Annotated in this window: 22 protein-coding genes; 1 reads left to right on the plus strand and 21 read right to left on the minus strand. The window is 29.3% G+C overall.

The annotated features are described in order from the left end of the window. Both ACH5BK_RS13705 and ACH5BK_RS13710 read right to left on the minus strand, forming a co-directional pair. Positions 1 to 551 (minus strand): tetratricopeptide repeat protein (locus tag ACH5BK_RS13705; protein WP_404308360.1); only part of this gene is annotated, 551 nt, incomplete at its 3' end. Positions 552 to 661: 110 nt separating this feature from the next. Next, a complete protein-coding gene (locus tag ACH5BK_RS13710; protein ID WP_404308362.1) occupies positions 662 to 1,153 on the minus strand; it encodes a YgjP-like metallopeptidase domain-containing protein in 492 nt (163 codons plus the stop codon). A gap of 61 nt (positions 1,154 to 1,214) precedes the next feature. Here ACH5BK_RS13710 and ACH5BK_RS13715 point away from each other — a divergent pair, with 61 nt between their 5' ends. Continuing rightward, the gene (locus ACH5BK_RS13715; RefSeq protein ID WP_404308364.1) at positions 1,215 to 1,718 is read left to right on the plus strand and encodes a GNAT family N-acetyltransferase; all 504 of its coding nucleotides are present in this window, start codon (positions 1,215 to 1,217) and stop codon (positions 1,716 to 1,718) included. A gap of 10 nt (positions 1,719 to 1,728) precedes the next feature. On the opposite strand, the gene ACH5BK_RS13720 is transcribed toward ACH5BK_RS13715, so the two are convergent. The 19 genes from ACH5BK_RS13720 to ACH5BK_RS13810 form a co-directional block, all read right to left on the minus strand. After that, positions 1,729 to 3,762: a dynamin family protein gene (locus ACH5BK_RS13720; RefSeq protein WP_404308366.1), complete on the minus strand. Its 2,034-nt coding sequence runs from the start codon at positions 3,760 to 3,762 to the stop codon at positions 1,729 to 1,731. Next, complete coding sequence (locus tag ACH5BK_RS13725) at positions 3,762 to 6,110, minus strand: dynamin family protein (RefSeq protein ID WP_404308369.1); 2,349 nt, start codon at positions 6,108 to 6,110, stop codon at positions 3,762 to 3,764. The genes ACH5BK_RS13720 and ACH5BK_RS13725 overlap by 1 nt, the downstream gene beginning before the upstream one ends. Positions 6,111 to 6,213: 103 nt before the next feature. Further along, positions 6,214 to 6,948, minus strand: a complete 735-nt coding sequence (locus ACH5BK_RS13730) for a fumarate reductase iron-sulfur subunit (protein ID WP_404308371.1) — start codon at positions 6,946 to 6,948, stop codon at positions 6,214 to 6,216. Continuing rightward, positions 6,948 to 8,933, minus strand: a complete 1,986-nt coding sequence (locus tag ACH5BK_RS13735; RefSeq protein WP_404308373.1) for a fumarate reductase flavoprotein subunit — start codon at positions 8,931 to 8,933, stop codon at positions 6,948 to 6,950. Before ACH5BK_RS13735 ends, ACH5BK_RS13730 begins: the two co-directional genes overlap by 1 nt. Then, complete coding sequence (locus ACH5BK_RS13740; protein ID WP_404308375.1) at positions 8,933 to 9,733, minus strand: fumarate reductase cytochrome b subunit; 801 nt, start codon at positions 9,731 to 9,733, stop codon at positions 8,933 to 8,935. Before ACH5BK_RS13740 ends, ACH5BK_RS13735 begins: the two co-directional genes overlap by 1 nt. 220 nt (positions 9,734 to 9,953) lie before the next feature. Further along, positions 9,954 to 11,474 (minus strand): NADH-quinone oxidoreductase subunit N, encoded by a 1,521-nt coding sequence (locus tag ACH5BK_RS13745; protein WP_404308377.1) that lies wholly within the window; start codon positions 11,472 to 11,474, stop codon positions 9,954 to 9,956. Further along, positions 11,471 to 12,958 carry a NuoM family protein gene (locus ACH5BK_RS13750; protein ID WP_404308379.1) on the minus strand — a complete coding sequence of 496 codons (1,488 nt, stop codon included), beginning with the start codon at positions 12,956 to 12,958 and terminating at the stop codon, positions 11,471 to 11,473. The genes ACH5BK_RS13745 and ACH5BK_RS13750 overlap by 4 nt, the downstream gene beginning before the upstream one ends. Before the next feature lies 1 nt (position 12,959). Next, positions 12,960 to 14,846, minus strand: coding sequence for an NADH-quinone oxidoreductase subunit L (nuoL, locus tag ACH5BK_RS13755; protein WP_404308381.1), 1,887 nt, complete (start codon positions 14,844 to 14,846; stop codon positions 12,960 to 12,962). Continuing rightward, complete coding sequence (nuoK, locus tag ACH5BK_RS13760; protein ID WP_404308383.1) at positions 14,843 to 15,157, minus strand: NADH-quinone oxidoreductase subunit NuoK; 315 nt, start codon at positions 15,155 to 15,157, stop codon at positions 14,843 to 14,845. Before nuoK ends, nuoL begins: the two co-directional genes overlap by 4 nt. Then, positions 15,154 to 15,681 (minus strand): NADH-quinone oxidoreductase subunit J, encoded by a 528-nt coding sequence (locus tag ACH5BK_RS13765; protein WP_404308385.1) that lies wholly within the window; start codon positions 15,679 to 15,681, stop codon positions 15,154 to 15,156. Before ACH5BK_RS13765 ends, nuoK begins: the two co-directional genes overlap by 4 nt. Next, positions 15,674 to 16,180 (minus strand): NuoI/complex I 23 kDa subunit family protein, encoded by a 507-nt coding sequence (locus tag ACH5BK_RS13770; protein WP_404308387.1) that lies wholly within the window; start codon positions 16,178 to 16,180, stop codon positions 15,674 to 15,676. The genes ACH5BK_RS13765 and ACH5BK_RS13770 overlap by 8 nt, the downstream gene beginning before the upstream one ends. A 1-nt stretch (position 16,181) precedes the next feature. After that, positions 16,182 to 17,459, minus strand: a complete 1,278-nt coding sequence (locus ACH5BK_RS13775) for an NADH-quinone oxidoreductase subunit H (protein WP_404308389.1) — start codon at positions 17,457 to 17,459, stop codon at positions 16,182 to 16,184. Next, the gene (locus tag ACH5BK_RS13780; protein WP_404308391.1) at positions 17,456 to 18,892 is read right to left on the minus strand and encodes a 2Fe-2S iron-sulfur cluster-binding protein; all 1,437 of its coding nucleotides are present in this window, start codon (positions 18,890 to 18,892) and stop codon (positions 17,456 to 17,458) included. Before ACH5BK_RS13780 ends, ACH5BK_RS13775 begins: the two co-directional genes overlap by 4 nt. A 44-nt stretch (positions 18,893 to 18,936) precedes the next feature. Then, positions 18,937 to 20,223, minus strand: coding sequence for a citrate synthase (locus ACH5BK_RS13785; protein ID WP_404308393.1), 1,287 nt, complete (start codon positions 20,221 to 20,223; stop codon positions 18,937 to 18,939). 39 nt (positions 20,224 to 20,262) lie between these two features. Beyond that, positions 20,263 to 21,513 (minus strand): NADH-quinone oxidoreductase subunit NuoF, encoded by a 1,251-nt coding sequence (gene nuoF, locus ACH5BK_RS13790; protein ID WP_404308420.1) that lies wholly within the window; start codon positions 21,511 to 21,513, stop codon positions 20,263 to 20,265. Between the two features lie 4 nt (positions 21,514 to 21,517). Further along, complete coding sequence (gene nuoE / locus ACH5BK_RS13795; protein ID WP_404308395.1) at positions 21,518 to 22,003, minus strand: NADH-quinone oxidoreductase subunit NuoE; 486 nt, start codon at positions 22,001 to 22,003, stop codon at positions 21,518 to 21,520. Then, the gene (locus ACH5BK_RS13800) at positions 22,003 to 23,637 is read right to left on the minus strand and encodes an NADH-quinone oxidoreductase subunit D (protein WP_404308397.1); all 1,635 of its coding nucleotides are present in this window, start codon (positions 23,635 to 23,637) and stop codon (positions 22,003 to 22,005) included. The genes nuoE and ACH5BK_RS13800 overlap by 1 nt, the downstream gene beginning before the upstream one ends. Continuing rightward, positions 23,630 to 24,145, minus strand: coding sequence for an NADH-quinone oxidoreductase subunit B (locus ACH5BK_RS13805; RefSeq protein WP_404308399.1), 516 nt, complete (start codon positions 24,143 to 24,145; stop codon positions 23,630 to 23,632). Before ACH5BK_RS13805 ends, ACH5BK_RS13800 begins: the two co-directional genes overlap by 8 nt. Further along, positions 24,136 to 24,498, minus strand: a complete 363-nt coding sequence (locus ACH5BK_RS13810) for an NADH-quinone oxidoreductase subunit A (RefSeq protein ID WP_404308401.1) — start codon at positions 24,496 to 24,498, stop codon at positions 24,136 to 24,138. The genes ACH5BK_RS13805 and ACH5BK_RS13810 overlap by 10 nt, the downstream gene beginning before the upstream one ends. Between the last annotated feature and the right edge of the window lie 67 nt (positions 24,499 to 24,565).

Below are 24,565 nucleotides of genomic sequence, written 5' to 3' on the forward strand. Positions count from 1 at the left end.
CCAGCTTTTTTAAAAGTTTTTATAGCTTCTTCATAATTCTTTTGTTTTCTATAAACATGAGCCATTGCTAAAAGAGAATAGGTATCACCTTTATTAAAAGACTTCTCATACCATTTTAAAGCTTTTTTATATGCAAAGTTTTTATCATAATATACACCTAAATTATGTGCAGCTTTTCCATGTCCATTATTTGCTGCTATTGTAAAATACTCTACAGCTTTTTTATTATCATTTAAAAAGTGTCTATATAAACTTCCTATTTGAGCATAAGACTCTAAACTTCCTTTTTCTTTTCCTTTATAAAAATACTTTTTTGCATTTTTATAATCCTTTGCTCTCATATAATAAATACCAATACAGTTATACCCTTGTATTTCTCCTTGTTCTACAAGTTTTTTATAATCTTCTAAATCTTCTTTTGTATAGCTTTCTTTATTACATTGCTTTATATTATAATTACTTTTTTTTATTTCTACACTTTTACTTTCACTACAAGCAGTTATAGTTAGTAGTACAAAGATAAGTAAAATGGATTTTTTTAGATAGTTCATATAATATACCTTATTAATAATTTTTTAAGATATTATTATATATAAATATATATTCTATATTCTTTAATTTAAAATGTTATTTTAGTATTTTTTTAAAAAGAGTATTTTGTTTAATATAATTTCCCAAACTTATCCATATAAACTAAGTAAACTCTTAAATCAAATTCAACTTGATGATAATCTTCCATCATAAAAGTACATAAATTATAAAAAGCCTTGTTATGTTCTTTTTCTTTCAGATGAGCTAATTCATGCACTACGATCATTTCTAAAAATTTTTCAGGTGTATTTTTAAATAAAGTAGCAACTCTTATTTCACTTTTTGCTTTTAGTTTATTTCCTTGAACTCTTGAGATAAATGTATGCATACCTAAGGCATTGTTTATTACATTTATTTTTCCATCATATTGGATTTTTGATAATTGGTACTTTTTAAAATATTGATTTTTTAGCTCATTTACATAAGAATAAAGAGCTTTATCTGATTTTATATTATGAGCAATAGGGTATTTTGATATTAGATATTTATCAAGTTTATTTTTATCTAATAAGTCTTGAATTTGTGTTTGTAGGTTTTTGGGATAATGATTTAAATATTTCATTTGGTATTATATTTAAACTTTTTGTTATAATTCTTTATAATTAAAGAATAAGAGATAAACTATGGAAATTTTAAATACAAATAGATTGATTTTAAGAACTATGAAAGAAAAAGATTTTGATATTTTATTTGATAAAATTTTTTCAAATAAAAATGTAGTAGCAAACACTTTTGGTTCATCAGGTTTTACAAAAAAAGAAACAGAAGAGTTTCTACGTACTCATGGAAACTTTGATTCTAGTATAGGTCTTAGTGTATTACTTGAAAAGCAAACAAAAACTATTATTGGCTTAGCAGGTATTTTGTCTTGTACTTATTTAGATGAAGAAGATTATGAAATAGGTTTTATTTTAGAAGAAACTTCTTGGGGTAAAGGTTATGCTAAAGAGATAGGTTTGGCTCAAATACAACAGATCAAGAATTTATGTAAAAATAGGGCTTTAGCTACTGCGTCTAAAAGAAATGTTGCTTCTTCTAAATCTTTATTTTCTCTTGGGTTTAGATTAGTAAAAGAGTCTAAGGATAAGATAAGAGGTGAAAGGTTAATTTACTCTCTACAATTATAATAAAAGAAGATTAGATATCTTCTTTTATATTTTTTAAATCTTTTATTTTCTCGTGATATTCATTCTCTTTTTCTCTTACAAAGTTTATTCTGTCCTCATTTATTTCTAAGTATTGTTCTTTTGAGTATTTGATGATTTTATATAAATAGTTTCTTTTTGAAGTTAAAAAATCTTCAATTTTTTCAAAACCAAAATTAGCTTTAAGCTTTGTAAGAATTTGATCTTCTCTAGGATGTTGAATTGAGAATCTTGTTGGTTCTTTTTTATATAACTCTTCTGATTCATTGATTTGTTGTTCAAAGTGTGCAATAGTGGCTTGTGTAGTTTGAATATAAGAGTATGATAATGCTCCATTAAAATAAGCAAACTTTTTTCTTAAAGCAGAGATATTTTCTAAAATTGCTCTATGGTATGATCTTAGAACATTTTCATATACTTTTGCTGCAAAGTGTCTTGTATTTGAGAACTCTAAATCAGAAGCAATTTCTCTATGTTTTCTGATTAGTTCATAAGGTTCTTGCCATTTACTAACCTCATTTTTAATTATTCTATAAACTTCTCTAAAAGCTTCATCTGTATTTAACTCAATATTTTTTAAAAGCTTAATTGATCTTTTAAACATTTTATCTATTTTTTGATCATCATAAAATAGATTCTTATAGATATTATCAGCATCTATCCAGTATGTTTCATACTCAATTTTTTCAATTTTTTCAGATTTTAAGAAACCACCTTTTGATTCTTCAAATCTATAGGCTTTTTTTCTTTTAATATTTTTGTATGTTTCATTAGCCATTTTTTCCATAATTGATTCAAGTGAATTATATATTGTAAATAGTTCTTTTGAGTATTTTTTATGAATATTATCTAAGGCTTCAATTACTTGATTTTCACAAGAATTAAGTATAGTACTTAAAGCATCATATACTCCAATAATTGTTTCATACTCTTTGATTAAAATATCACAAATACCTTTTAAGTCTTTTTTTATTGCATACTCTTTTGATTCTTGTGCTTTAGGTCTTATTGTATGTTCTATAAAATCTAAAACTTCTTGTATATTTGAGTCATGTAAAAGTTTCATATTTGAAGTAATATCTTGGTATTTAATCTCTTTTATCTCATTTTGAAATTCATCATATTTTTGTCTAAAAAATTCTAATGAGGTACAATCTAAGTTTTCATTTAATTCAGTTTTAAACTCTTTTAAAACTTTTTCTACACTATTTTCAATAAGTACAGATTTATGTGCTGCCCTTGAGTCAAGTGCCATTTTTGCAGAAATAGGAGTAACCTGAGCAAAATATTTTGAAAATTTTTCTTTTACATAATTTGTAGTAGTTTCTATTTGCTCTTGTGAAAATTTATCTTTTTGATTTAAAACACATAAAGTTTTATCTTTAAAATGACTCATATATTCATCAAGTATATCAGCCTCTGATTTTTTCCCTGCATTATCAATAAGTGTAAGCCAAATTATACCACCCACATCTCTTAAAACTTTTCTTGTTGTATCTGTATCACTTTGAGATTGAGAGTTAAGACCAGGAGTATCCACAAAAGAGATTTCTTTTAAAATATCCATAGGTGCATAAAGTGTAAGATATTTAATATCTTGCATTTCATCTTGTCTTTGATCAGTAAAATCAGCTATGGCCTCAATCGGAGCATATTCATGTGCACCAGAATAATAAGTAATTTTTAATTTATACTCTTCTCCATAGTTAATAAAATTTACTTTAGACGTTACTGGTGTAATTCCTGTTGGTAAAATATTTCTTGAAAGTAAAGCATTTAAGAAAGTTGATTTTCCAGCTGAAAATTGTCCTGTTATTGCTACTTCCATTGGATATCTAGCTCTTCTTGTTTGCTTTTTTAGTATTCTTTCTAATTGTCTTGATGGTAAAAATTTTTCATCAAGTAGTTTGTCTTCAACTTGTTTGATTTTCCCAATTATACCACTTTCATAAACTACTTCTTTTTTAGTATAGGCATCTTTAAATTCATTGATAAAATTATCTAAAATATTTATTGCTTTACTCATTAGTGTAGTCCTTTTATAGTAGATAGCATATTATCTAGTTTTTTTATTTTTTTATGAATTTCTATTGAAAGTTCAGCTCTATTTGCATCATTTTGTTCAAAAGTTTCTATTTGATTTTGAAGTATTTTTTCATCATTTAAAAGCTTGTTTTCGAAGGCTTTTAAAGGAGCATTTAATGTTTCGAAAAAGCTTTCAATTAACATATTTGATACTTTCTTTGCCTTTGTTTTGATATCTTCTTCTATAGCTTTAAATTGAGCCTTTATATATCCTTCTATTTCCCTATCTAATTCATTTAATTTTTTTTCTTTTGATTTTGAAACTGCTTGTGTGATTTGATTTATTAAAATTTCATTATTTGAAGTTAAAAAACCTGTTTTAAAATCATCTTGGAAGAAACCTCTTGCATCAAAGTTATCATTTTTATGACCTATTGAAAAACCAAAATCATGATATTTTTGTTCACTTTGTTCTCCAATAGTTTGTGATTTTTTAATAAATTTATATCTATAATCTCTAATTACATCAATAATTCCATCTTTGATAGCTGTTTCAACAATAACTTTGATTCTTGAGTTTTCAGGTCTTTTTTTTGTTTTTTCAAATGAATATCTTACGTCTGATATAACTCTTTGTTTTATTACATTTTGTAATTCAATAAGTTCACTTTCTAAAAATGTCTCAAGGGAATCTATATAGCTTTTTGCATCATTTTTGTAGAAGTTTATATCTTCTTTCATTGCAGTAAATATTCTTTCATTTACTACTTTTTTCTTATTAAACTCTTCTAACTCTTTATTTAATTCTTCTTTTGATTTAGATAAAAGTTTTAACTCATAGTTTAAAGAAGCTGTTTGTTTTTCAATAGTTTTAAATAATTGTGATTTAGTAGACTGTACAATAAGTTCACTTTTTTGAGAGTTTGAACCAAATAAAGTCTCTTTTAAGTAGTTTTCTATTTCTAAAATACCTGTATCTTCTATAGTAAAGCCAGCTTTTAATGCTTCTTGTTCTCTTCCTGTTCTATGAAGTAAAGCCATTTTCCCTGAAATAGGAATAAACTTAATTGTTTTAAGTATATAATCAAGTTGAGAGTCTTTATTTTGAGCTTTAAGTTGTCTTTTTATAGAAGACTTTGTATATTCAATAACTTCTTGTAGTTGCTCTTTTGATACTGTATCAGCTCTTGTTATAACAATTAAAAGTTTTGAAATATTTTGATAAAGTAGGGCATCTATTATAAATTCGACATCTTTTAAAGTAGCACTTTGAGATACATTCATTAAATGAAGCATCATATCACACTGACTAATATACTCTTTTGTTATCTCTTCTCTTTGAATTACTGGATCATCAAGTCCAGGAGTATCCACTATTTCAATTCCATCTGATAAAAATTCTAAATTTGAACCTAATTCAACATATTTAACTAAATTACACTTTTTAGCACTAGCTTCTGCTGATGTATAACTTGATAAATCATTTATATCAACTTCATCATATCTTGATTTATCTTTTATATAATCTTTTAATGAATCTCCAAATATTCTATTTGTTTCATTTACATACTCTTTCATAGAGTCTAATTGTGCTGCTGAGTTTTCTATTCTTTCCCACTCATTTTTGTTCCAGTAAAATACTTTTGCATTTTCTGTAGGATTGTGTTTTACGATTGTTAAGTTAGCAGTTTCTGGAACAACAGCACTACCTAAAATTTCTTTTCCCATTAAAGCATTAAGCATAGTAGATTTACCTGCGTTCATTACTCCTGTAATACCAATAGAGAATTTTTGATTGTTTAAGTACTCTTTTGATGAATCTAAATCTTTTATTATCTCTTCATTTGAACTATTTTGCTTAAGTTCTTTTATAATCTCTTCTAAAGAAGCTTTTAGTTCAATAAATGATGATTTATGTTCTTGTTCATTTTCATCTTTGTTTTTTGTAGCTTCATCTTTTATATCAAGTTCTTGGTAGTCAAATAAAGAACTAAGTTTTTTAAAGTTTTCTTGATTTAATATATTATTGTTATTTAGATGTTCAAAAGAGTTATGTAGTACATCAATATATAATTTTTGTTTATTTTCTTGAATATTTTCTATGATATTGTGTTGTAAGTGATTTAGTTCACTTATATTAGTTGGTGTTTTTACATTTAGTTTTGAACACAATTTTCCAAAGGATTTCAAAGGTAAAAATTTTTCATACTCTTTTCTTGATGCACTTAATATTAAGGCATAAATTGAAAAAGTTTCTTCATCTATTATAGTATCAATTAGTTCAACATCTAAATTTTGTTCAAATGTTATTCCATGATAAAGTAAAAAGTAGTCGTTTGCTAAGCTCATTATATCTCTCCCTAAAATACAAAAAGTTAAATATCAAAACTTGATACTTAACTTTTTCTACTTATATAATGAATAAAACAAAAGAGGGATTCCTCTTTTGTTTTTATCTTAATGCTACTAGTTTTCTTCTTAAGTAAGCAATTTTATTTTGTAATGGTAAGTGTTTTGGACAATGGTCTTCACAAGCTAATAGTGACATACAACCAAAGATACCATCATCATCACCGATTAATTCATAGAAGTCTTCAGCAGTTCTTTTATCATGAGGATCAACTTCAAATCTAGCAACTCTATTTAATCCAACAGGTCCTACAAAATCAGGTCTCATAAGTTTTGTACCACAAGAAGCAACACAAATACCACATTCAATACATCTATCAAGTTCAAAAGTTTCATTTGCTACATCTGGATCAATTCTTTCTTCCATTTTAGCAATATCAACTTCTTCACCATTATCAACAATCCATGATTGAACTCTTTTTGACATTGCGTCCATCCATTTACCAGTATTAACTGATAAATCTTTAATAAGTTCAAATGCAGGCATTGGCATTAATTGAATTTTTCCTTCTGGATAATTAGCAATAAGTGTTCTACAAGCAAGTGCAGGCTTTCCATTTACTACCATACCACAAGAACCACAAATTCCTGCTCTACATACGAAGTCAAATGATAAATCTGGATCAAACTCTTCTCTAATTTTTGTTAATGCAATGAAAAGAGTCATACCTGGAGTCTCTTCTAGTTTATAGTCTACGAAGTGAGGTTTAGAAACCTTACTTCTTGGATTAAATTTAAGAACTGATATAGTTATTTCTCTACCTTTTTCAACGCTCATTATTTGTCTCCTGCTCTTTCATTTTTATCTTTATAGTTCATTGGTAAATCAAAAGGCATTAATGCATCTTGAATTTCATGTCTATCTTTACCTTCTGATTCCATTTTTTCTCTTATAGAATCAACTTCATCTTGTCTTTTAATAGAAAGCTCATTTTCAATAATCATACCCTTAGCACCATAACCTCTAAATGCTGGAGGCATTTCCATAGTCATAATATCTAAGTCTGCATATTCAATAGTAGGTTCTAAATCATCTGCATTTGGCCAAGTACATAATGTTCTGTTTAACCAGTTTGCATCATCTCTTTTTAGATAATCTTCTCTATAGTGTGCACCTCTTGATTCAGTTCTATCTCTAGCACCTTTAGCAACACATAATGCTACTTTTAACATCTTAGGAACTCTATATGCTTCTTCAAGTTCTGGATTACCAGCTCTTTCTTTAGATTTAACACTAATATGTTTAGTTTTAACTAATAATTCTTTTAATTCTTCTACTGCTTCTTTTAATGGCTCACCTGATCTAAAAATACCAACTTTTTCATCCATTAATTCTTGCATTCTTCTTTTTATTTTGAAGATATCTTCACTACCATTGTAAGAAAGAATTTCATCTAAGTAAGCATCTTGTTCATCAATGAACTTTTGTACAGTTGAAGTAGGAATACTTACATCATTAGCTAAACAATAATCTGCAAAGTAGTTACCAATAATCATACCAGCAACAACTGTTTCAGATACAGAGTTTCCACCAAGTCTGTTGAACCCGTGCATATCCCAACAAGAAGCTTCACCACAAGCAAATAAACCGTTTAACCTAGTTGATTCACCAGTTGGTTTTGTTCTGATTCCACCCATAGAGTAGTGTTGCATAGGAAGAACAGGAGCCCAACCTTTTTTACCTTCATCTGCTGGATCAATACCATTAAAGATTTGACAAATTTCTTGAACATCTCTTAAGTTCTTTTCAATATGTTCTCTACCAAGAATAGAAATATCTAACCATACGTGATAACCGTAAGGAGAAGGAACACCTTTACCATTTCTAATATGCTCAATCATTCTTCTTGAAACAACATCTCTTGAAGCAAGTTCTTTCTTTTCTGGTTCGTAATCTGGCATAAATCTATGACCATCAACATCTCTTAAGATACCACCATCACCTCTACAACCTTCTGTTAATAAAATACCAGATGGAACAATTGGAGTTGGGTGGAACTGTACAGCTTCCATATTTGATAATGTAGCAATACCAGTTTCAAGTGCGATTGCAGCACCTGTACCTTCACAAATAACGGCATTTGTTGTTTGTCTAAATACTCTTCCATATCCACCAGTTGCGATACAAGTACCTTTTGCAACGTAAGCTTCTAATTCACCAGTAATTAAATCTCTAACAACAGCACCATAACATCTTCCACCTTCGTGAATTAATGATAAGGCTTCTTTTCTATCTCTAATATCAACATCATGTTTTAAAGCTTCATTTGCAACACCAAATAACATAGTATGTCCAGTTGCATCAGCTGTATAACATGTTCTCCATTTTTTAGTACCACCAAAGTCTCTTGAAGTAATTAGACCATGTCTATCTTCTTCTTCTGTAATAGTTGTCTTTTTTGCATTAATTACAGCTTCTCTAGTTCCTGCTGCAACTCTTGACCAAGGCACACCCCAAGATGCTAATTCTCTAATTGCTTTTGGTGCAGTATGTACAAACATTCTTGCAACTTCTTGATCACATCCCCAGTCAGAACCTTTTACAGTATCTGCAAAGTGTAAATCTTCATTATCACCATCAGACATTTTAGAGTTACCTAATGAAGCTTGCATTCCACCTTGAGCAGCAGCAGAGTGAGATCTCTTAACTGGAACAAGTGATAATACAGTTGAACTTAATCCTTTTTTTTGTGCAGCAACAGCAGCTCTAAGTCCAGCTAGACCACCACCAATTACTAACGCATCACAGTAATTAATTTTCATTATGCAATTCCTCCAATAGTTTTATTTGGCATTTTATATTCCATTACTTTTGCAGTAGGTTGATATTTGTTTCCAACATTACCGTTGTTAACTTGTTCAATACCGATTTTCATATATGCTGCTAATGAAGCAAAACCTAAAACTAAGAAGAATACAGTTAATCCCCATTTTACTTTTTTAAGTCTAGCTCTATTTTCTTTAGGATTGTCTCCGTCAAACCATCCCCATTTTACACATAGTCTATAAAGACCAATTGTTCCATGTAGTTCAACAGCTAAAAGTAATAAAATGTATAAAGGCCACATCCATTCAGACCAAATTCTATCCGAAGATGCATAAGGACCAATATCAGCAGAGTTAGTCATAATAATATATAAGTGTACAGAACCTAAGAAGAACATAGCAAAACCAGTTCCTGCTTGTGTAAACCATAATTTTGTATCATCATGATTCATGTGTTTAGCATGTGCCTTCATAACTTGGTATTGTTTGAAGTTACCAGGTAACTTTCTCATACCTAAACCTGCGTGTGCAATAAACACAATGAAAATCACTAACGCAGCAATTGTTACTAATAAAGGATTTCCTCCCTCAAAAATAAAACTAGCTTCTAAAAGCTTTGTAATTTTGTACATGAATTCTTCTGAAATTAATATCGATGATACTAATAACATGTGAGCCCACATGAATAATGCTAAGAATAATCCCGTCGCACTTTGAAGATAATCAAGCTTCGCAGGTAATCTACTTTTTCTTCCCTCAATCGTTTTACCTAAATAACCTTCTATTAGGTCACTCATTTCCTATCCTTTCTTGTGATTTAGATTATATGAATAATAGCAATATAATAGCTAAGTGGTACTTGTTTTTTGATTAGATATGATACATCATAAATTTATGATATTTTTATGATAAAAGACTTTTGAGAGTTTAAAAGCCCATTGAATGGGCTTTTGTAGGGCTAATATTAAATTTTACTTATAGAAACAAATTAACTTGTTTTGTTACAATATGATACAATTATTTTATAAATAATGATTGTACTGCTACTTGTGCAAGTGTAATAATTTGGTCAATATTAAGTGCTGGTATAAAAAATACAATAGCAGAACCAATTCCCCCTAATACAGTTAATATAGCAACAAAAGCAATTGCATAAGTAGAAACTCTTTTGTCATTAAATTCTAAAGATATACATTCTTGCTTAGTTGGATAAAAATACATCATAGCAATTAGTTTAAAATAGTAGTAAACTGAAACAATAGTCGCAATAATAGCTAAAATTGTTAGAGCCGTATATCCAGCATTTATGGCTTCTGTAAATACATAAAATTTACCTATAAATCCTATTGTAGATGGAATACCTGCAAGAGAGAATAAGAATATTGTCATCATTGCTGCTAAAAATGGTCTTTCTTTTGCTAAACCTTTAAAGTCATCATAAGTTACTCTTACATTTGTTTCTGACATAATATGAGAAGCTAGTCCAAATGCTCCAAGTGCTGATAATAAATAAGCAATTAAATAAAACATTGTTGCATAGGCTGATTCTATATTTATAATTTGGCCATCTTTATAACTTAATGCTATAAATGCTAAAAGTAAATAACCTGTATGTACAATTGATGAAGCTGCTAACATTTTTTTGATGATTTGTTGAGTTACTGCTAACCATGTTCCAAATACTAATGTAAAAACAATAATAACAGACATAATTGTATCCCAAAAATCAATTGTAAATCCAAGATGTTGTAAAAATGCTCTCATAAAAAATGAAAAGATAGCAATTTTAAATGTTGATGCCATATATGCTGTAATAACCATCGGTGCACCTCTATATACATCAAGTACCCACGATTGAAATGGAAAGGCAGCAATTTTGAAAAGAAAAGTAAACAGTATTAATGTTAAACCTATATATACTAGTATCATATTTTGATCATTTGCAGTTGATATAAATGTAGATATCTCACTTAAGTTAGTACTTGCAGTTGCTCCATAAACTAATACTAAACCTAATAAATAAAATGCTCCAATAAATGAACCTAAAACTAAGTATTTAAATATTGCTTCAACTCTTTTTGAATCATCACTATTGTAACCAACCATAATATATACCGCAAATGAAGCAACTTCTAATGCTACATAAGCAGTGATAAGTTCGTTTGAATGGCCTAATAACATCATTCCAAATAATGCAAAAAGTAATATTGAAAAGAATTCACCTTTAAAATATGATCTATGTTGAAAATAATGCTCACCAATTAAAATAGTTAAAAGTGTTCCAGATATTAGTAAAATATTGAAAAAGTTTGAAAATGAATCAAAAATTAAACTATTGTGAAATAATTCATTATAAGGTTGTGCTTTATATAAACTACCTAAATCTGCTAAAGAAAATCCTAAAGCAATAAGTAAAAATATAGAAGCAACTATAATAAAATTTTTAACTGTATATTTCTCATACATACTCATTATCATCAATGATAATGCGCCTAATAGAATAGTTAATGCTGGAATTAAATAAATAAATTGACTCATTTTGTTGCTCCAATATGTAATATGTCATTTAAGTAGTGAGTAACAGTTGGCTCAAACTTATCAATAAATATTTCAGGATAAATACCCATTAAAAATACTAAAAATACCCAAGGTGCTAGACCAATTATTTCTTTGATTTTTAAATCTCTCATTTTTAAAATAGGACTATTTTCTGGTCTATCTTGTAAAATTGCTCTTTGAAACATCCATAACATATAAGAAGCTCCAATTATTACAGTTAGCGCTGAGATATAACCTAAAATATGGTTAAATTCATAAATTCCAAATATAATTAAAAGTTCAGATACAAAACCATTAGTTCCTGGAAGTCCAACGTTTGCAAAAAGCATAATTGCAAAAACAAATGTAAAGATTGGAGCTTGTTTAGCAATACCACCTAAGTCTTTGATAGTTTTAAAACCAGTTTGTTCATGAAGTAATCCAACTAATAAAAATAAAGCACCAGTTGCTATAGCATGGGCAATAATTAGATATAAGGCACCATTGATACCATATTCATTTAATGAAAAAATACCAGCAGCTATGAAACTTAAGTGTGATGCAGATGAATATGCAAACATTCTTTTTATATCATCTTGCATAAGTGCTGCAATTCCAAAGTAAATTAAACCAAATAAACCAATAGCAACAAACCAAGCAGAAAACTCTACATAAATATCAGGAAAAATTGGAATCATAAATCTTACAATAGCATAAACCCCAAGTTTTGCCATGATTGAAGATAATAAGAAAACTGCACCAGTAGGAGCATTCTTATATGTTTCCATTATCCAAGTATGTAAAGGAAAAATAGGTATTTTAATGGCAAAAGCTGCTAGAAAACCTAAAAATAACCAAACTTTTTCACTATATCCAATAGTGGAAATTTTAGTTAATTCATCATAGGCAAACGACCAAACTCCAAATTCACTATGATATGCAACACCTAAGTATAAAATTGCTACAAACATTAGAAGTGAACCAACCATAGTGTAAACAGTTACTTTAATTGTAGTAAATACTTTATTGCCAAAGCCATATTGTCCAATAAGTAAGAAAACAGGTAATAACATAACTTCCCAGAAAAAATAGAAAAGTACTACATCAAGTGAAAGTAATGTTCCTGTTACACCTGTTTGAACTAAAAGCATATTTATCCAGTAACCTTTTGTTTTACCTTCCCAAAGTAGCAAATATGATGTTGGAATTAAAATAGCAATCATCATTAAAATAGTAAGTGAAAAACCATCTAATCCAATATAATAGTTAATTCCATAAGTACTAATCCATGGAACATTTGTTACAAATTGCATACCTGAACTTGGTTCAAACTCAATATAGATTTTTAAAACTAAAGCTAGAATAACAGTAGTTGTTAAAAATGCGATATTTCTAATTGTATTAACATCTCTTGTTGTAAGCATTAATCCAAATGCTACAACAGCAGGTAAAAATATAATAAATGAAAGAATATCAGAACTCATACTATAATCCTAGTGTATTAATTAAGTAGATAAATATACAAGTCATACCAATTAGCATAAACACTGCATAGAATCTTACGTTTGCATTTTGTATCATTGCGACTTTTTTACCAATATTTATAAATGTTTTTGAAGAATTCATTAGAAAGGCATCAATAATTTTATCATCTAATATTTTATCTATAAATACAGATAGTTTTTTTGATGTTTTTACAAATATTGAATCATACATTTCATCAATATAAAATTTATTTCCAATAAGACCAATTTCTTCTTCTGGTTTCTCAACATTAAAATTAGCATATTTTTTGTATGCTACAACAATACCAGCTACTGCTACAAGAACTGAAATTACAATTAAAATCCATTCAAGAGCATGACTCATCTGAATAGTTTTTGAGTTTAGTTGAGCTAACCAAGTATCAACTTGAGCTTCTCCTCCAAAAATTGGTGCAAGATTTAAATATCCTGCAAATACAGCACCTATAGCTAATAGTAATAAAGGAATTGTAATAGTTTTAGATGTGTAAACATATTGAACTTTATGTTTTGTTGGTGCTACAAAAACAATAAAATACATTCTAAACATATAAAAAGCTGTTAAAAAAGCTGTTCCTAAAGCAATAGCCCATATTAAATATTGTCCTTCTTGGAATGCTGCTGCTAAGATTGCATCTTTTGAGAAAAAGCCTGAAAAGAATGGAATTCCTGAAATAGCAATAACACCAATTAAAAATGTAAATTTAATAATAGGTAATGAAGCTCTATATTGAGCTATTTTAAATATGTTTTGTTCATGATGAAGGGCAATAATAATTCCACCTGCTCCCATAAATAACATTGCCTTGAAGAAAGCATGAGTAAATACATGGAAAAGTCCAGCAGAGTAAAAACCTAGTCCAACAGCTATAAACATATAACCTAATTGACTCATTGTTGAGTAAGCTAGAATTTTTTTAATATCAGTTTGTTTTGTAGCAATAATAGCTGCAAGTAGAGCAGAAAATGCACCAATATAAGCTATAAACAATCCTATCTCTTCAGCTCCTACATATAAAAAGTGAAATCTAGCAACCATATATACACCAGCAGTTACCATGGTTGCTGCGTGAATAAGTGCTGAAATAGGAGTTGGCCCAGCCATTGCATCTGGAAGCCAAACATATAAAGGAATTTGTGCAGATTTCCCCATTGCACCAACAAACAATAAGAAAGCTGATAAAACCAACAATTCGCTCGAAGCATTTGTAATATTACTTTCTAATGAAGCAAAAGATAAATCAACTCCTCCTAAAGCAAAAAATAGTGTTACAACTCCAAGTAAGAAACCAAAATCACCAACTCTATTTACTATAAAAGCTTTATTTGCTGCAATAATATTCTCTTTTTTACCATAGTAGAATTTAATTAATAAATATGAACAAACTCCAACACCTTCCCATCCAATAAATAAAATAATTGGATTATCTGCAAGAACTAAAATAAGCATAGAAGCTAAGAAGAGATTAAAATAGGCAAAGAATTTACCAAATCCATTATCTTTTCTCATATAACCTATTGCATAAATATGAATTAACCATCCAACAAATGTTACGAACATTGCCATAAAAATAGATAGGTTATCTCCTAAAAAAGCCATTTCTATATTTAGCTTATCAATATTCAACCAAGTGAATAAATGTTGTTTAAAAATAACATTCTCTTCTTTCATTTGTAGGAATAAACTAAGAGTTATTAAAAAAGAGATTAGAGGTGTGATACATCCTATTAAACTAAAAGTTAATTCTGATATAGCTTTTCTTTTTACATGATAAAAATATAAAGCTCCAAGTAGAATTGAACCTAATAAAGGAGATAAAATAATCCATACTAAAAGTGATGTATTCATGATTTTTCTCCTTGTGATAAAGATGTGAAAATATCTGAATCTAGCGATTTTCTTGATCTATATAAAAGTATAATTACTGATAAAAAAATAGCAGCTTCAGCTGCTGCAATAGCTATAACCATTATTGTAATAATTTGAGGATCCATATTAAAATGATATCTAGCAAATGTAACTAAAAATAAATTAACTCCATTTAACATCATTTCAATTGACATATAAATTACAAAAACATTTCTTCTAGCAACAACACCTATTACTCCTAGTGAGAACAGCATCATTGATACAAAGGCATAAGATGTTAAAGATATCATGATTGTTCTCCTTGATTATGTATTTTTGATTTTCTTTTTTTTGCAAGTACTACAGAACCTATAAGGGCTATTAAAAGTAGAATAGAAATAAGTTCAAAAGCAACCAGCCAGTTATCAAAAAGTTGAATACCTATAGGTTTAATATCTCCAAAATCTGTATTTGTAATATTTAAATCTTTTTTTGGTAGTTTTGATACTGCACTAATTATTAGATAATTTAGTGGAATCATGATAGCTGCACCAATAGCTATATTTTGAAATTTTTTTGGCTCTTTAGGTAAATCCTCTTCTTTAATATTTAAGAACATTAAAATAAAAAGAATTAAAGTCATTATAGCTCCTGCATAAACTATTATTTGTACTAAAAAAAGAAAAGTGGCATTTAATAAAGCAAATAGTCCAGCTACACTTAGCATAGAAATTAAAACTCCTAATGCACTATACATAGGATTTGCATAAACAATCATAGCTACAGCACCTAAAATAGCTAATAATGATAAGCCAATAAATATTAAATCAATCATCACTTAAATCCTTTGCTCTTTCATTTTTCATTAAAGCTTGTTTATCTAAAACAAAATCTTCTCTTTTTGAACCTGTGAAAGAAAAAATTCCTGTATCCATTCTAATAGCATCACAAGGACAAGCTTCAACGCAGTAACCACAGAATACACACTCTAAAAGATCAATCTTAAACTCTTTAGGTCTTTTTTCTGCTTTGTCATCAAATCTTTCTTGAGCATCTATAAAAATACATTCAGCAGGGCAAGCTGTTGCACACATATAACAAGCAACACATTTTTCACTTCCATCTTCCCATTTTGTAAGTCGATGAACACCTCTATATCTTTCAGTAAGATCATCTGGTTGTACTTCTGGATATTGCATAGTTTTTAAATTATCAATATCTTTTAGGTTTTTTGTGAAGTGTTTTAATGTTGTTTTCATTCCACCTGCAATAGCAGGTAAAAAAAGTCTATCTTTAAATGATTTACCGTGTCTTTTTACTACTTTTATTCCCATTTTAACTTCCTAGTACTATAAAAGTTGCAGTTACAATTACATTTAAAAGTGCAAGAGGAATTAATACTTTCCATCCAAGCATTTGTAATTGGTCATATCTAAATCTTAAAACTGTCCATCTAACCCAAATATATAAAAAGGCAACTAAGAAAAATTTAACTAAAAAAGTTCCTATTTGTAATACAGCTGTTACAATATTTATTCCATTTGAACCTAAGCCAGTGATTAAAAATAATGCTAATAGAGCAAGTATAATAAAACAAATAGACCAAAATGCAATAGTTAATATTTTTGTTTCTTTTTCTCTTGATTTGTCTCCTAATCCAACTGTTTTATTGTTCTTTTTCATCCACTTAGTAAAAATGAAAATCTTAATTGGTAATAGAATCATGATAGCTACTATCACATAGTTTATATTACTATGAATAGTTTGTGTATCTAACCATGGAATTTGATATCCCCCAAAGAATAAAGTAACAATAATAGCAGATGAAGCAGACATCGCAGCATATTCACCAACTTGAAAAAGTCCAAATTTCATAGCTGAATATTCTGTGTGATAACCTGCAACAATTTCAGATTCTCCTTCGGCTATATCAAAAGGAGCTCTATTTGTTTCAGCAAAAGCACATACTATAAAAATAATTGCAGCTAAAGGTTGAATAAAAATACCCCACATTGGGATAACCCCAAAAAATGTACCAGCTTGTGCATTTACGATATCTGTTAAATGAATAGAACCATAAGAAATAACCATTGATACTACAGCTAAAGTAAGTGCTACTTCATAGGAAATAACTTGAGCACTTGCTCTAATAGAACCTAAAAGACCATATTTATTTTGTGAGGCATAACCACCTAATATAATCCCATAAATTGAAAGACCTGCAAAAGCCAAGAACCACATTATACCTAGTTCATTTGGAATAGCAGACATTATATGTGATTTACCATCTATTATTAAAACATCAGCAAAAGGGATAGTTGCAAATGTTAAAAAAGAACATAAAAATACAATAGCAGGAGCGATTGAAAAGAAAAATTTATATTTGATATGTGATGGAGTAAAGTCTTCTTTAAAAACAAGTTTTAGCATATCTGCAAAACTTTGAATTAATCCCCCAAGTCTAAAAGGTCCTATATTACATCTATTTGGACCTGTCCTATCTTGCATTAGTCCTGACACTCTTCTTTCCCACCATACAAAAAGAGGAGTTAGTCCAACTGCAAGAAGTGAAGCTATTGATATATTTATTATTGTTATAGCTGTAGAACTCATAGCTTTCCTTTTGATATCATTTCTTTTAAGTGCTCAATTATTGAAGTTACAGTTTCCATTGGATTGTTTTTATCCATTTCTGAAATAACTTTTTGTTTAACACCATCACAATTTATATAAGTTCCACTTTTTTCATAGAATGAACTAATTGGAATAGCTATATTAGAATAACTGATAGTTAAACAATGATGACTAAATAAAGAAACTACTTTTTTATCAGCAAGTAATTCTTTTTTATTTTCAAAATAGTTACTATCTATAATCACAACTAAACTTGCTTCACTCAATGATGTTTCAAAGAACTCTTTTTCTTCATTAATTGATAGTTCTTTAAAAGATGCTCTATTTGCAGTTCTATCTGCTGTTTTTAAATAATCATCTTTAAATTCTTCATCAATTGTATTAGGACTATATCCTGATACTTTTGCATTTATTTTTGAAGCTAAATTATTTATATTTGTCATTTCTTCATAAGAAAGATTTGGACTTAATACAAAAAGAGTGTTTTTTGAAGTTGATAACTCTTTAAATAAATTTGTAATTGTATTACTTAGATTTGTTTGCTCTTTATTTAGAAGAGGTGTTTCAAATCTATTTTGATTTTCTTGCTTATATGAAAGTCTTCCTTCATCACAAATAAACCAACCATTTACAGCTTTATTTACTCTAGGTCTAAATCTATAGATTTTATCATCTTCATATTTTTCTTTTCTATGATCCACATAAATATTACATCCTTTAGAACAACCATTACAAATTGCATTAAAAGTTTGTAAAAACCATACCCGTTGTTTAAATCTAAAATCTTTTGAAGTCAAAGCTCCAACAGGACATAAGTCAACAACATTCATAGCATAAGGATTTGCTAGTGGACGGCCTGGAAATATTCCAATTGTAGAGTGATCTGATCTATCTATTACTCCTAACTCACCTGTTTTAGTAATATCTTTACAGAATCTTACACATCTTGTACAAAGTACACATCTTTCTTCATCAAGCATTACATTTGAGCCAATATCAACTCTTTTTCTATGTTGATTTTTTGCATCTACATTAATTCTTGACTCATAGAATCCTGATTCCATGTAGTAATCTTGAAGTTTACATTCTCCTGCTTGATCACAAGTAGGACAATCAATAGGATGATTTATAAGTTCAAGTTCAAGAATATCACGTCTTACTTTTTCAATATTCTCACCTTTAGTTCTTATAACCATTCCATCTTTTATAGGCGTGTCACAGGCAATTTGAGGTCTTTTTTGACCTTCTATTTCAACCATACACATCCTACAGTTACCATCTTTACCAAGGGCTTGGTGATAACAAAAATGAGGAATGTGAATATTCTCATCCAATAATTTATCAATTAGCAAGCTTCCCTTTGAAGCTTGCATTTGGGCACCATTGACTGTAATCTCTACCATTTCACTCATAAGTATTATCCCCTTACACTAATTTTATTTTATAGTTATAACTATTAATTACCTGTATATAATTGTCTTGGTCTTGCAATTTTATGTTTAGGATCTTGTTTTAATTCTGACCATTGAGAAATCCATCCTGGAATTCTACCAATTACAAAAATAGGAGTAAACATAGCAGTTGGAATTTTAAGAGCTGTTAAAATTACACCTGAGTAGAAGTCAATATTTGGATATAATCCTCTATCTTTAAAGTAATCATCACTTAATGCTGCTTCTTCAACTGCTGCTGCTACATCTAATAATTTTGAATCTAAATTTAACTCTTCTCTTAATTTATCTTGTAGCCCTTTTAATGTTTCAGCTCTAGGATCTCTATTTTTGTAAACTCTATGTCCGAATCCCATTAATCTAAATGGGTCATTTCTATCTTTTGCTTTTGCGATATAAGTAGGTACATTTTTAACATCCCCAATTAATCTTAATTGATCCATTACTTTTTCATTTGCACCACCATGAGCAGAACCCCATAATGCAGAGATACCTGATGCAATAGATACATAAGGGTGAGCTTCTGTTGAACCAACATTTCTAACTGTAGTTGTAGAAGCATTTTGTTCATGATCAGCATGTAAAGTTAAAATAGCATCTAAAGCATCAACTTCAACTTGTTTAATTTCATCATTAATCCCATTTCCTAAATACTTCATATTTCCACCTGGATATGCTCTTAACATATATAAGAAGTTTTCTGTAAAGTATTTATTTACATCTGGATAAATTAGTGGTGTACCAATAGAGTTTCTATAAGCCATAGCTGCAATAGTAGGCATTTTAGCTAAAATTCTTCTTCTCATAGTTTTGAATTCTTCTTCATCTTCTAAATGTAAATGATCTTTATAAAATGCTGATAATGCCATAGTTGCTGCACCCATAGTTGCCATTGGATGTGCTCCATCTGGTAGGGCATCAAATAATCTAATAATACCCTCATTTAAGAAAGATCTATGTCTAATTTCTAAATCGAAATCTTTTGACTCAGCTTCTGATGGTAGTCTTCCCATCATTAATAAGTGACATACATCAAGATATGATTTTTTACCAGCTAAATCTTGAATAGGGTAACCTCTATATCTTAATTCAGAATTTTCACCATCAATAAATGTGATTTTTGATTCACAAGATGCAGTTGAAGTATATCCTGGGTCATAAGTAAACATCCCTGAATCTTTATAAAAAGTTGAAATATCAACAACACTTGGTCCTCTTGTACCATCTATAATATTATATTCGTATGTATCACCATTTCTATTGTCAGTTAGTGTCATAGTATTTTTTGCCATTAATTTCTCCTCTAGTAAATTGACTTAATATTTTTAGTTTTAATTTTTAAAATGTGCTTCAAACTCATGTCTGAATTTCTCAACAATACTTTTTATTATATCTTTAACTGCTGGTGCGAAAACACAAATGGTTTTACCATTCATCGTATCACACACATCAAGTATTGTTGATAAATCTTCGTTCGAACCTTCACCATCTAAAATCTTTTTGATAATTTTATCTATCCATCCACAACCCTCTCTACAAGGTGTACATTGTCCACAAGACTCATGATGATAAAACTCAATTAAGTTTTTAGCAACATCAACCATAGATACACCATGGGGAATAATCATCATTCCTCCTGTACCTAAAGTTGAACCAATATCCCACATTGATTCATAATCTAAATATGCCTTCTCAACCTCCTGTGCAGTTAAGATAGGACATGAAGCTCCTCCTGGAATTACAGCTTTTAGCTCTAATCCATCTTTAAGTCCTCCTCCTATCTTATTTATTACATCTATCATTTTATTTCCGTAAGCTAATTCATAAACTCCTGGATTTTTCACTGGTCCACTCATGGCAAATAACATAGTTCCTGGTGCTTTTTGAGTCCCATATTTTGTATATGATTCATAACCATTTAACACAATATTTGGAACAGATGCAATTGTTTCTACATTGTTTACAGTTGCAGGGTTTCCAAAGAACCATTCACACTCTTTTCCATGTGGTTTTAGTCTTGGATGACCACGTTTTCCTTCAATTGACTCAATTAGTGCAGATTTTTCTCCACATATATAAGCACCACCACCTCTATGAACTGTAATATCCATTCTATAGTCATATTTATTCATAACTTTAGGACCAATAATACCTGCTGCATAGGCTTCTTCAATGGCAGCATTTAATCTATCAATGAAAAATTTATATTCACCTCTTATATAAATATAACAATCATGAGCTCCAATTGCATAAGAAGAACAAATTATTCCTTCTATTAGAAGATGAGGATCATATTGAAAAATTTGTCTATCTTTGAAAGTTCCTGGTTCAGATTCATCTCCATTTGCTATTAAATATCTTGGTCTATCATCAACAGGTGGCATAAGCTTCCATTTTGGACCACATAGTGCTCCACCACCACCTTTTCCTCTAAGACCACTTTTACAAACTTCTTCAGTCACTTCATCAGGAGCCATAGAAAATAGTTTATCAATAGATTCATATCTTCCATTTTTTAAAGCAACTTCTAATTTATGAGAATTGGGAATGTCAAAATTTTTACTTACGATTTTTACTATCATATCATTAGCATTCATTTTTACACTCCTCAATAATATTTTTTAATTTATCAATTGTCATATTTTCATGATATGTATTATTTAAAGCAATCATAGGTGCTCCACCACAAGCACCTTGACATTCTACTTCTGTAAAATGGAATTTTCCATCTTCACTTGTTTGTCCTGGTTCAATACCAATAGTATCTTTTATAAATTTTTTAAGTTCAGGTGCACCCATAATCATACAAGATAAAGTTTTACATAGTTCTATATGGTAAGTACCAATTGGTTTTAAATTAAACATAGTATAAAAAGTTGCAAAACTATGTACTTCAATAGGTGTTTTACTTAACCTATCTGCCATATAAATCATTGCATCAGGACTTACCCAACCTTCTTGTTCTTGAACTAACCAAAGTCCAGGAAGCATCATTGCATCTGAATTAGGGTATTTTTTTTCTAATCTTTGAAATTCTTCTTCATTTTTCTGTGTAAATTTAAACTTACTCATTATCTGTCAAACTCCCCTGCAATAAAGTTCATACTAGCCATTGTAACAATTGCATCAGCCAACATTGTTCCTTCAACTATATTTGCATAAGCACCTAGTGAGTAAAAACATGGAGGTCTACATTTTACTTTATAAGCACTTCCACTTCCATCGCTAACTATAAAGAAACCTAATTCTCCATTAGCTGCTTCTGTTGAACCATAATACTCACCTTTTGGAACTTTTACTCCTTCAAATGTAAGTTTAAACTGATTCATTAAGCCTTCGATATTTCCATAAACATCTTTTTTATCAGGAAGTACAATTCCTTGATGATCAATATTTAATGGCCCATCAGGTAATTCTTTCATTGCTTGTCTAATTATTCTTATACTTTGAGTCATTTCCTCAAATCTACACATCATTCTATCGTATACATCTCCATGACTTCCTACTACTATATCAAAGTCATAGTTTTCATAACCATAATAAGGCTTATCTTTTCTTAAGTCATGAACTATTCCAGTTGATCTTAAATTCGGACCTGAAACTCCTGCACTTAATGCAAGTTCTGGTTTTATAACACCAACATCTTGTGTTCTGTCATGAAAAATTCTATTTTTTGCTATTAAACTTAAAGCATCATCTATTGCAGTTTCTACATTTTTAAGAACTTGTTCTAAATCTTCATCAAAGCCATCATATAAATCAAACTCTAAACCACCGATTCTTGTGTAAGAGTTTGTAAGTCTAGCCCCTGTAAGTTTTGAAAGTAAATCATAGGCATTATCTCTTGGTGCAAATAAATACCAGAAGTTTGTTAGACCACCTAAATCAACCATATTAGCAGCATTACAAACTAAGTGATCAATAATTCTACTCAATTCTCCAATAACAACTCTAATAGCTTTTGCTCTAGGTGTTATATCAATGTTTAGCATTTCTTCTACAGCTTTTGAGAAACCAATATTATTTAAAATAGCACTACAGTAGTTAAGTCTATCAGTATAAGGAATAACTTGTGAATAAGTATGTGTTTCACAAGATTTTTCAAAACCTCTATGTAAGTAGCCAATTTCAGTTACACAAGTTGTGATAGTTTCACCTTCCATTGCTACAAAGTTTCTGATCGTACCATGAGAAGCAGGGTGTGAAGGTCCAATATTTAATAACATTAAATCATTTATTTCTTCTTGAGTATAGCCTTTAGAATGGAGTTTTGGTAGCATCTCATCCATTAAATCTTCTGTTTCTGTACAGATTTGACCTTTTGTAACGGGATAGTCTTTTCTTAGAGGATGACCTGTAAATTGATGGTGGTTTAAAATTCTTTTTAGATTTGGATGACCTGTAAACTTAATACCATATTGATCATAAGTTTCTCTTTCAGCCCAGTTTGCAGCTTTGAATAAAGATGAAATACTTGGAACTTCGAGCGTATTGTCATTTACATAAGATTTTATGCTTATTTGTTTTTTAAAAGTTGAGTCTCTTAAAATATAAACTACTGCAAATCTTGATGGTGTCACATCAGGATATTTTAAATAGTCAATAGCTGTTATATCTAAAAGTATAGTATATTTATCTTCATTTTTAAGTTTTGAAATTGTTGATAAAATATCATTTGAGTCAATTAACATATCACATTTAAGCATCGAGGAATCCTTTATAATCTTTGACTCTATCTTTTAAAATAGATTCATCATTTGCTTTTTCTTGAATTCTCATAATTGAGTCAAGTACAGCTTCTGGTCTTGGAGGACAACCAGCTACATACTCATCAACAGGAATAATTTCATCAATTCCTTGAACTGTTGTATAGTTATCATAAAAACCACCAGAACATGCACATGCCCCCATAGAAATAACCCATTTAGGTTCACACATTTGTTCATATATTTTTTTTAAAATGGGAGCTTGTTTGTATGAAATAGTCCCTGCTACTATAAGTAAGTCAGCTTGTCTTGGTGAAAATCTAACAACTTCTGCACCAAATCTTGAAAGATCGTATTTTGCACCAGCTACTGACATAAATTCAATACCACAACAAGCAGTACCAAAAGCCATAGGCCATAATGAATAAGAACGTCCCCAGTTTACAGCATGATCCAATTTTGTAGTTACGATTGAATCACCTAATTTTGATTCTACTCCTAATCCCATGATAAAGCCTTTTTCTTATACATATAGATTAAACCTAAAAATAAAAGTCCAATAAATATAAACATTTTAATTAAGCCTGTAGCACCAAGTTCAGCAACATTTACTGCCCATGGAAACATAAAAATTATTTCTACATCAAATAGTAAAAATGATATAGCTATTAAATAGAATTTAACAGAAAATCTAATGTTTGTATTCCCCACGGGGTTAGATACACCACTTTCGTAAACAGTATTTTTCATTTGCGTATTTTTATTTCTTGGTCCTATAAAACTTGTAAGGGTAAATACTCCTACAAGAATGAGACCAATAGCGACAAAAATTACAGATGCAAGAACAAGTTCTGTTGACATATTAAATCCTATCTCTTAATATTATTTAAAGATTGTACTGTAATTTAAAATAGTTATAAAGTTTTTT

This window comes from Arcobacter sp. YIC-80 (genome assembly GCF_044841725.1).
Taxonomy (GTDB): domain Bacteria; phylum Campylobacterota; class Campylobacteria; order Campylobacterales; family Arcobacteraceae; genus Arcobacter_B.

Excerpts from the sequence above, each read along its gene's own strand:
- ACH5BK_RS13730 (WP_404308371.1), bottom strand. The coding sequence starts at position 6,948 with ATGAGCGTTGAAAAAGGTAGAGAAATAACTATATCAGTTCTTAAATTT.
- ACH5BK_RS13735 (WP_404308373.1), bottom strand. The coding sequence starts at position 8,933 with ATGAAAATTAATTACTGTGATGCGTTAGTAATTGGTGGTGGTCTAGCT.
- nuoE (WP_404308395.1), bottom strand. The coding sequence starts at position 22,003 with ATGAGTAAGTTTAAATTTACACAGAAAAATGAAGAAGAATTTCAAAGA.
- nuoF (WP_404308420.1), bottom strand. The coding sequence starts at position 21,513 with ATGATAGTAAAAATCGTAAGTAAAAATTTTGACATTCCCAATTCTCAT.
- ACH5BK_RS13770 (WP_404308387.1), bottom strand. The coding sequence starts at position 16,180 with ATGGGAATAAAAGTAGTAAAAAGACACGGTAAATCATTTAAAGATAGA.
- ACH5BK_RS13780 (WP_404308391.1), bottom strand. The coding sequence starts at position 18,892 with ATGAGTGAAATGGTAGAGATTACAGTCAATGGTGCCCAAATGCAAGCT.
- ACH5BK_RS13745 (WP_404308377.1), bottom strand. The coding sequence starts at position 11,474 with ATGAGTCAATTTATTTATTTAATTCCAGCATTAACTATTCTATTAGGC.
- ACH5BK_RS13765 (WP_404308385.1), bottom strand. The coding sequence starts at position 15,681 with ATGATTGATTTAATATTTATTGGCTTATCATTATTAGCTATTTTAGGT.
- ACH5BK_RS13785 (WP_404308393.1), bottom strand. The coding sequence starts at position 20,223 with ATGGCAAAAAATACTATGACACTAACTGACAATAGAAATGGTGATACA.
- ACH5BK_RS13720 (WP_404308366.1), bottom strand. The coding sequence starts at position 3,762 with ATGAGTAAAGCAATAAATATTTTAGATAATTTTATCAATGAATTTAAA.
- ACH5BK_RS13740 (WP_404308375.1), bottom strand. The coding sequence starts at position 9,733 with ATGAGTGACCTAATAGAAGGTTATTTAGGTAAAACGATTGAGGGAAGA.
- ACH5BK_RS13710 (WP_404308362.1), bottom strand. The coding sequence starts at position 1,153 with ATGAAATATTTAAATCATTATCCCAAAAACCTACAAACACAAATTCAA.
- ACH5BK_RS13725 (WP_404308369.1), bottom strand. The coding sequence starts at position 6,110 with ATGAGCTTAGCAAACGACTACTTTTTACTTTATCATGGAATAACATTT.
- ACH5BK_RS13800 (WP_404308397.1), bottom strand. The coding sequence starts at position 23,637 with ATGCTTAAATGTGATATGTTAATTGACTCAAATGATATTTTATCAACA.
- nuoK (WP_404308383.1), bottom strand. The coding sequence starts at position 15,157 with ATGATATCTTTAACATCTTATGCCTTTGTATCAATGATGCTGTTCTCA.
- ACH5BK_RS13805 (WP_404308399.1), bottom strand. The coding sequence starts at position 24,145 with ATGGGATTAGGAGTAGAATCAAAATTAGGTGATTCAATCGTAACTACA.
- ACH5BK_RS13715 (WP_404308364.1), top strand. The coding sequence starts at position 1,215 with ATGGAAATTTTAAATACAAATAGATTGATTTTAAGAACTATGAAAGAA.
- ACH5BK_RS13775 (WP_404308389.1), bottom strand. The coding sequence starts at position 17,459 with ATGAGTTCTACAGCTATAACAATAATAAATATATCAATAGCTTCACTT.
- ACH5BK_RS13810 (WP_404308401.1), bottom strand. The coding sequence starts at position 24,498 with ATGTCAACAGAACTTGTTCTTGCATCTGTAATTTTTGTCGCTATTGGT.
- nuoL (WP_404308381.1), bottom strand. The coding sequence starts at position 14,846 with ATGAATACATCACTTTTAGTATGGATTATTTTATCTCCTTTATTAGGT.
- ACH5BK_RS13750 (WP_404308379.1), bottom strand. The coding sequence starts at position 12,958 with ATGAGTTCTGATATTCTTTCATTTATTATATTTTTACCTGCTGTTGTA.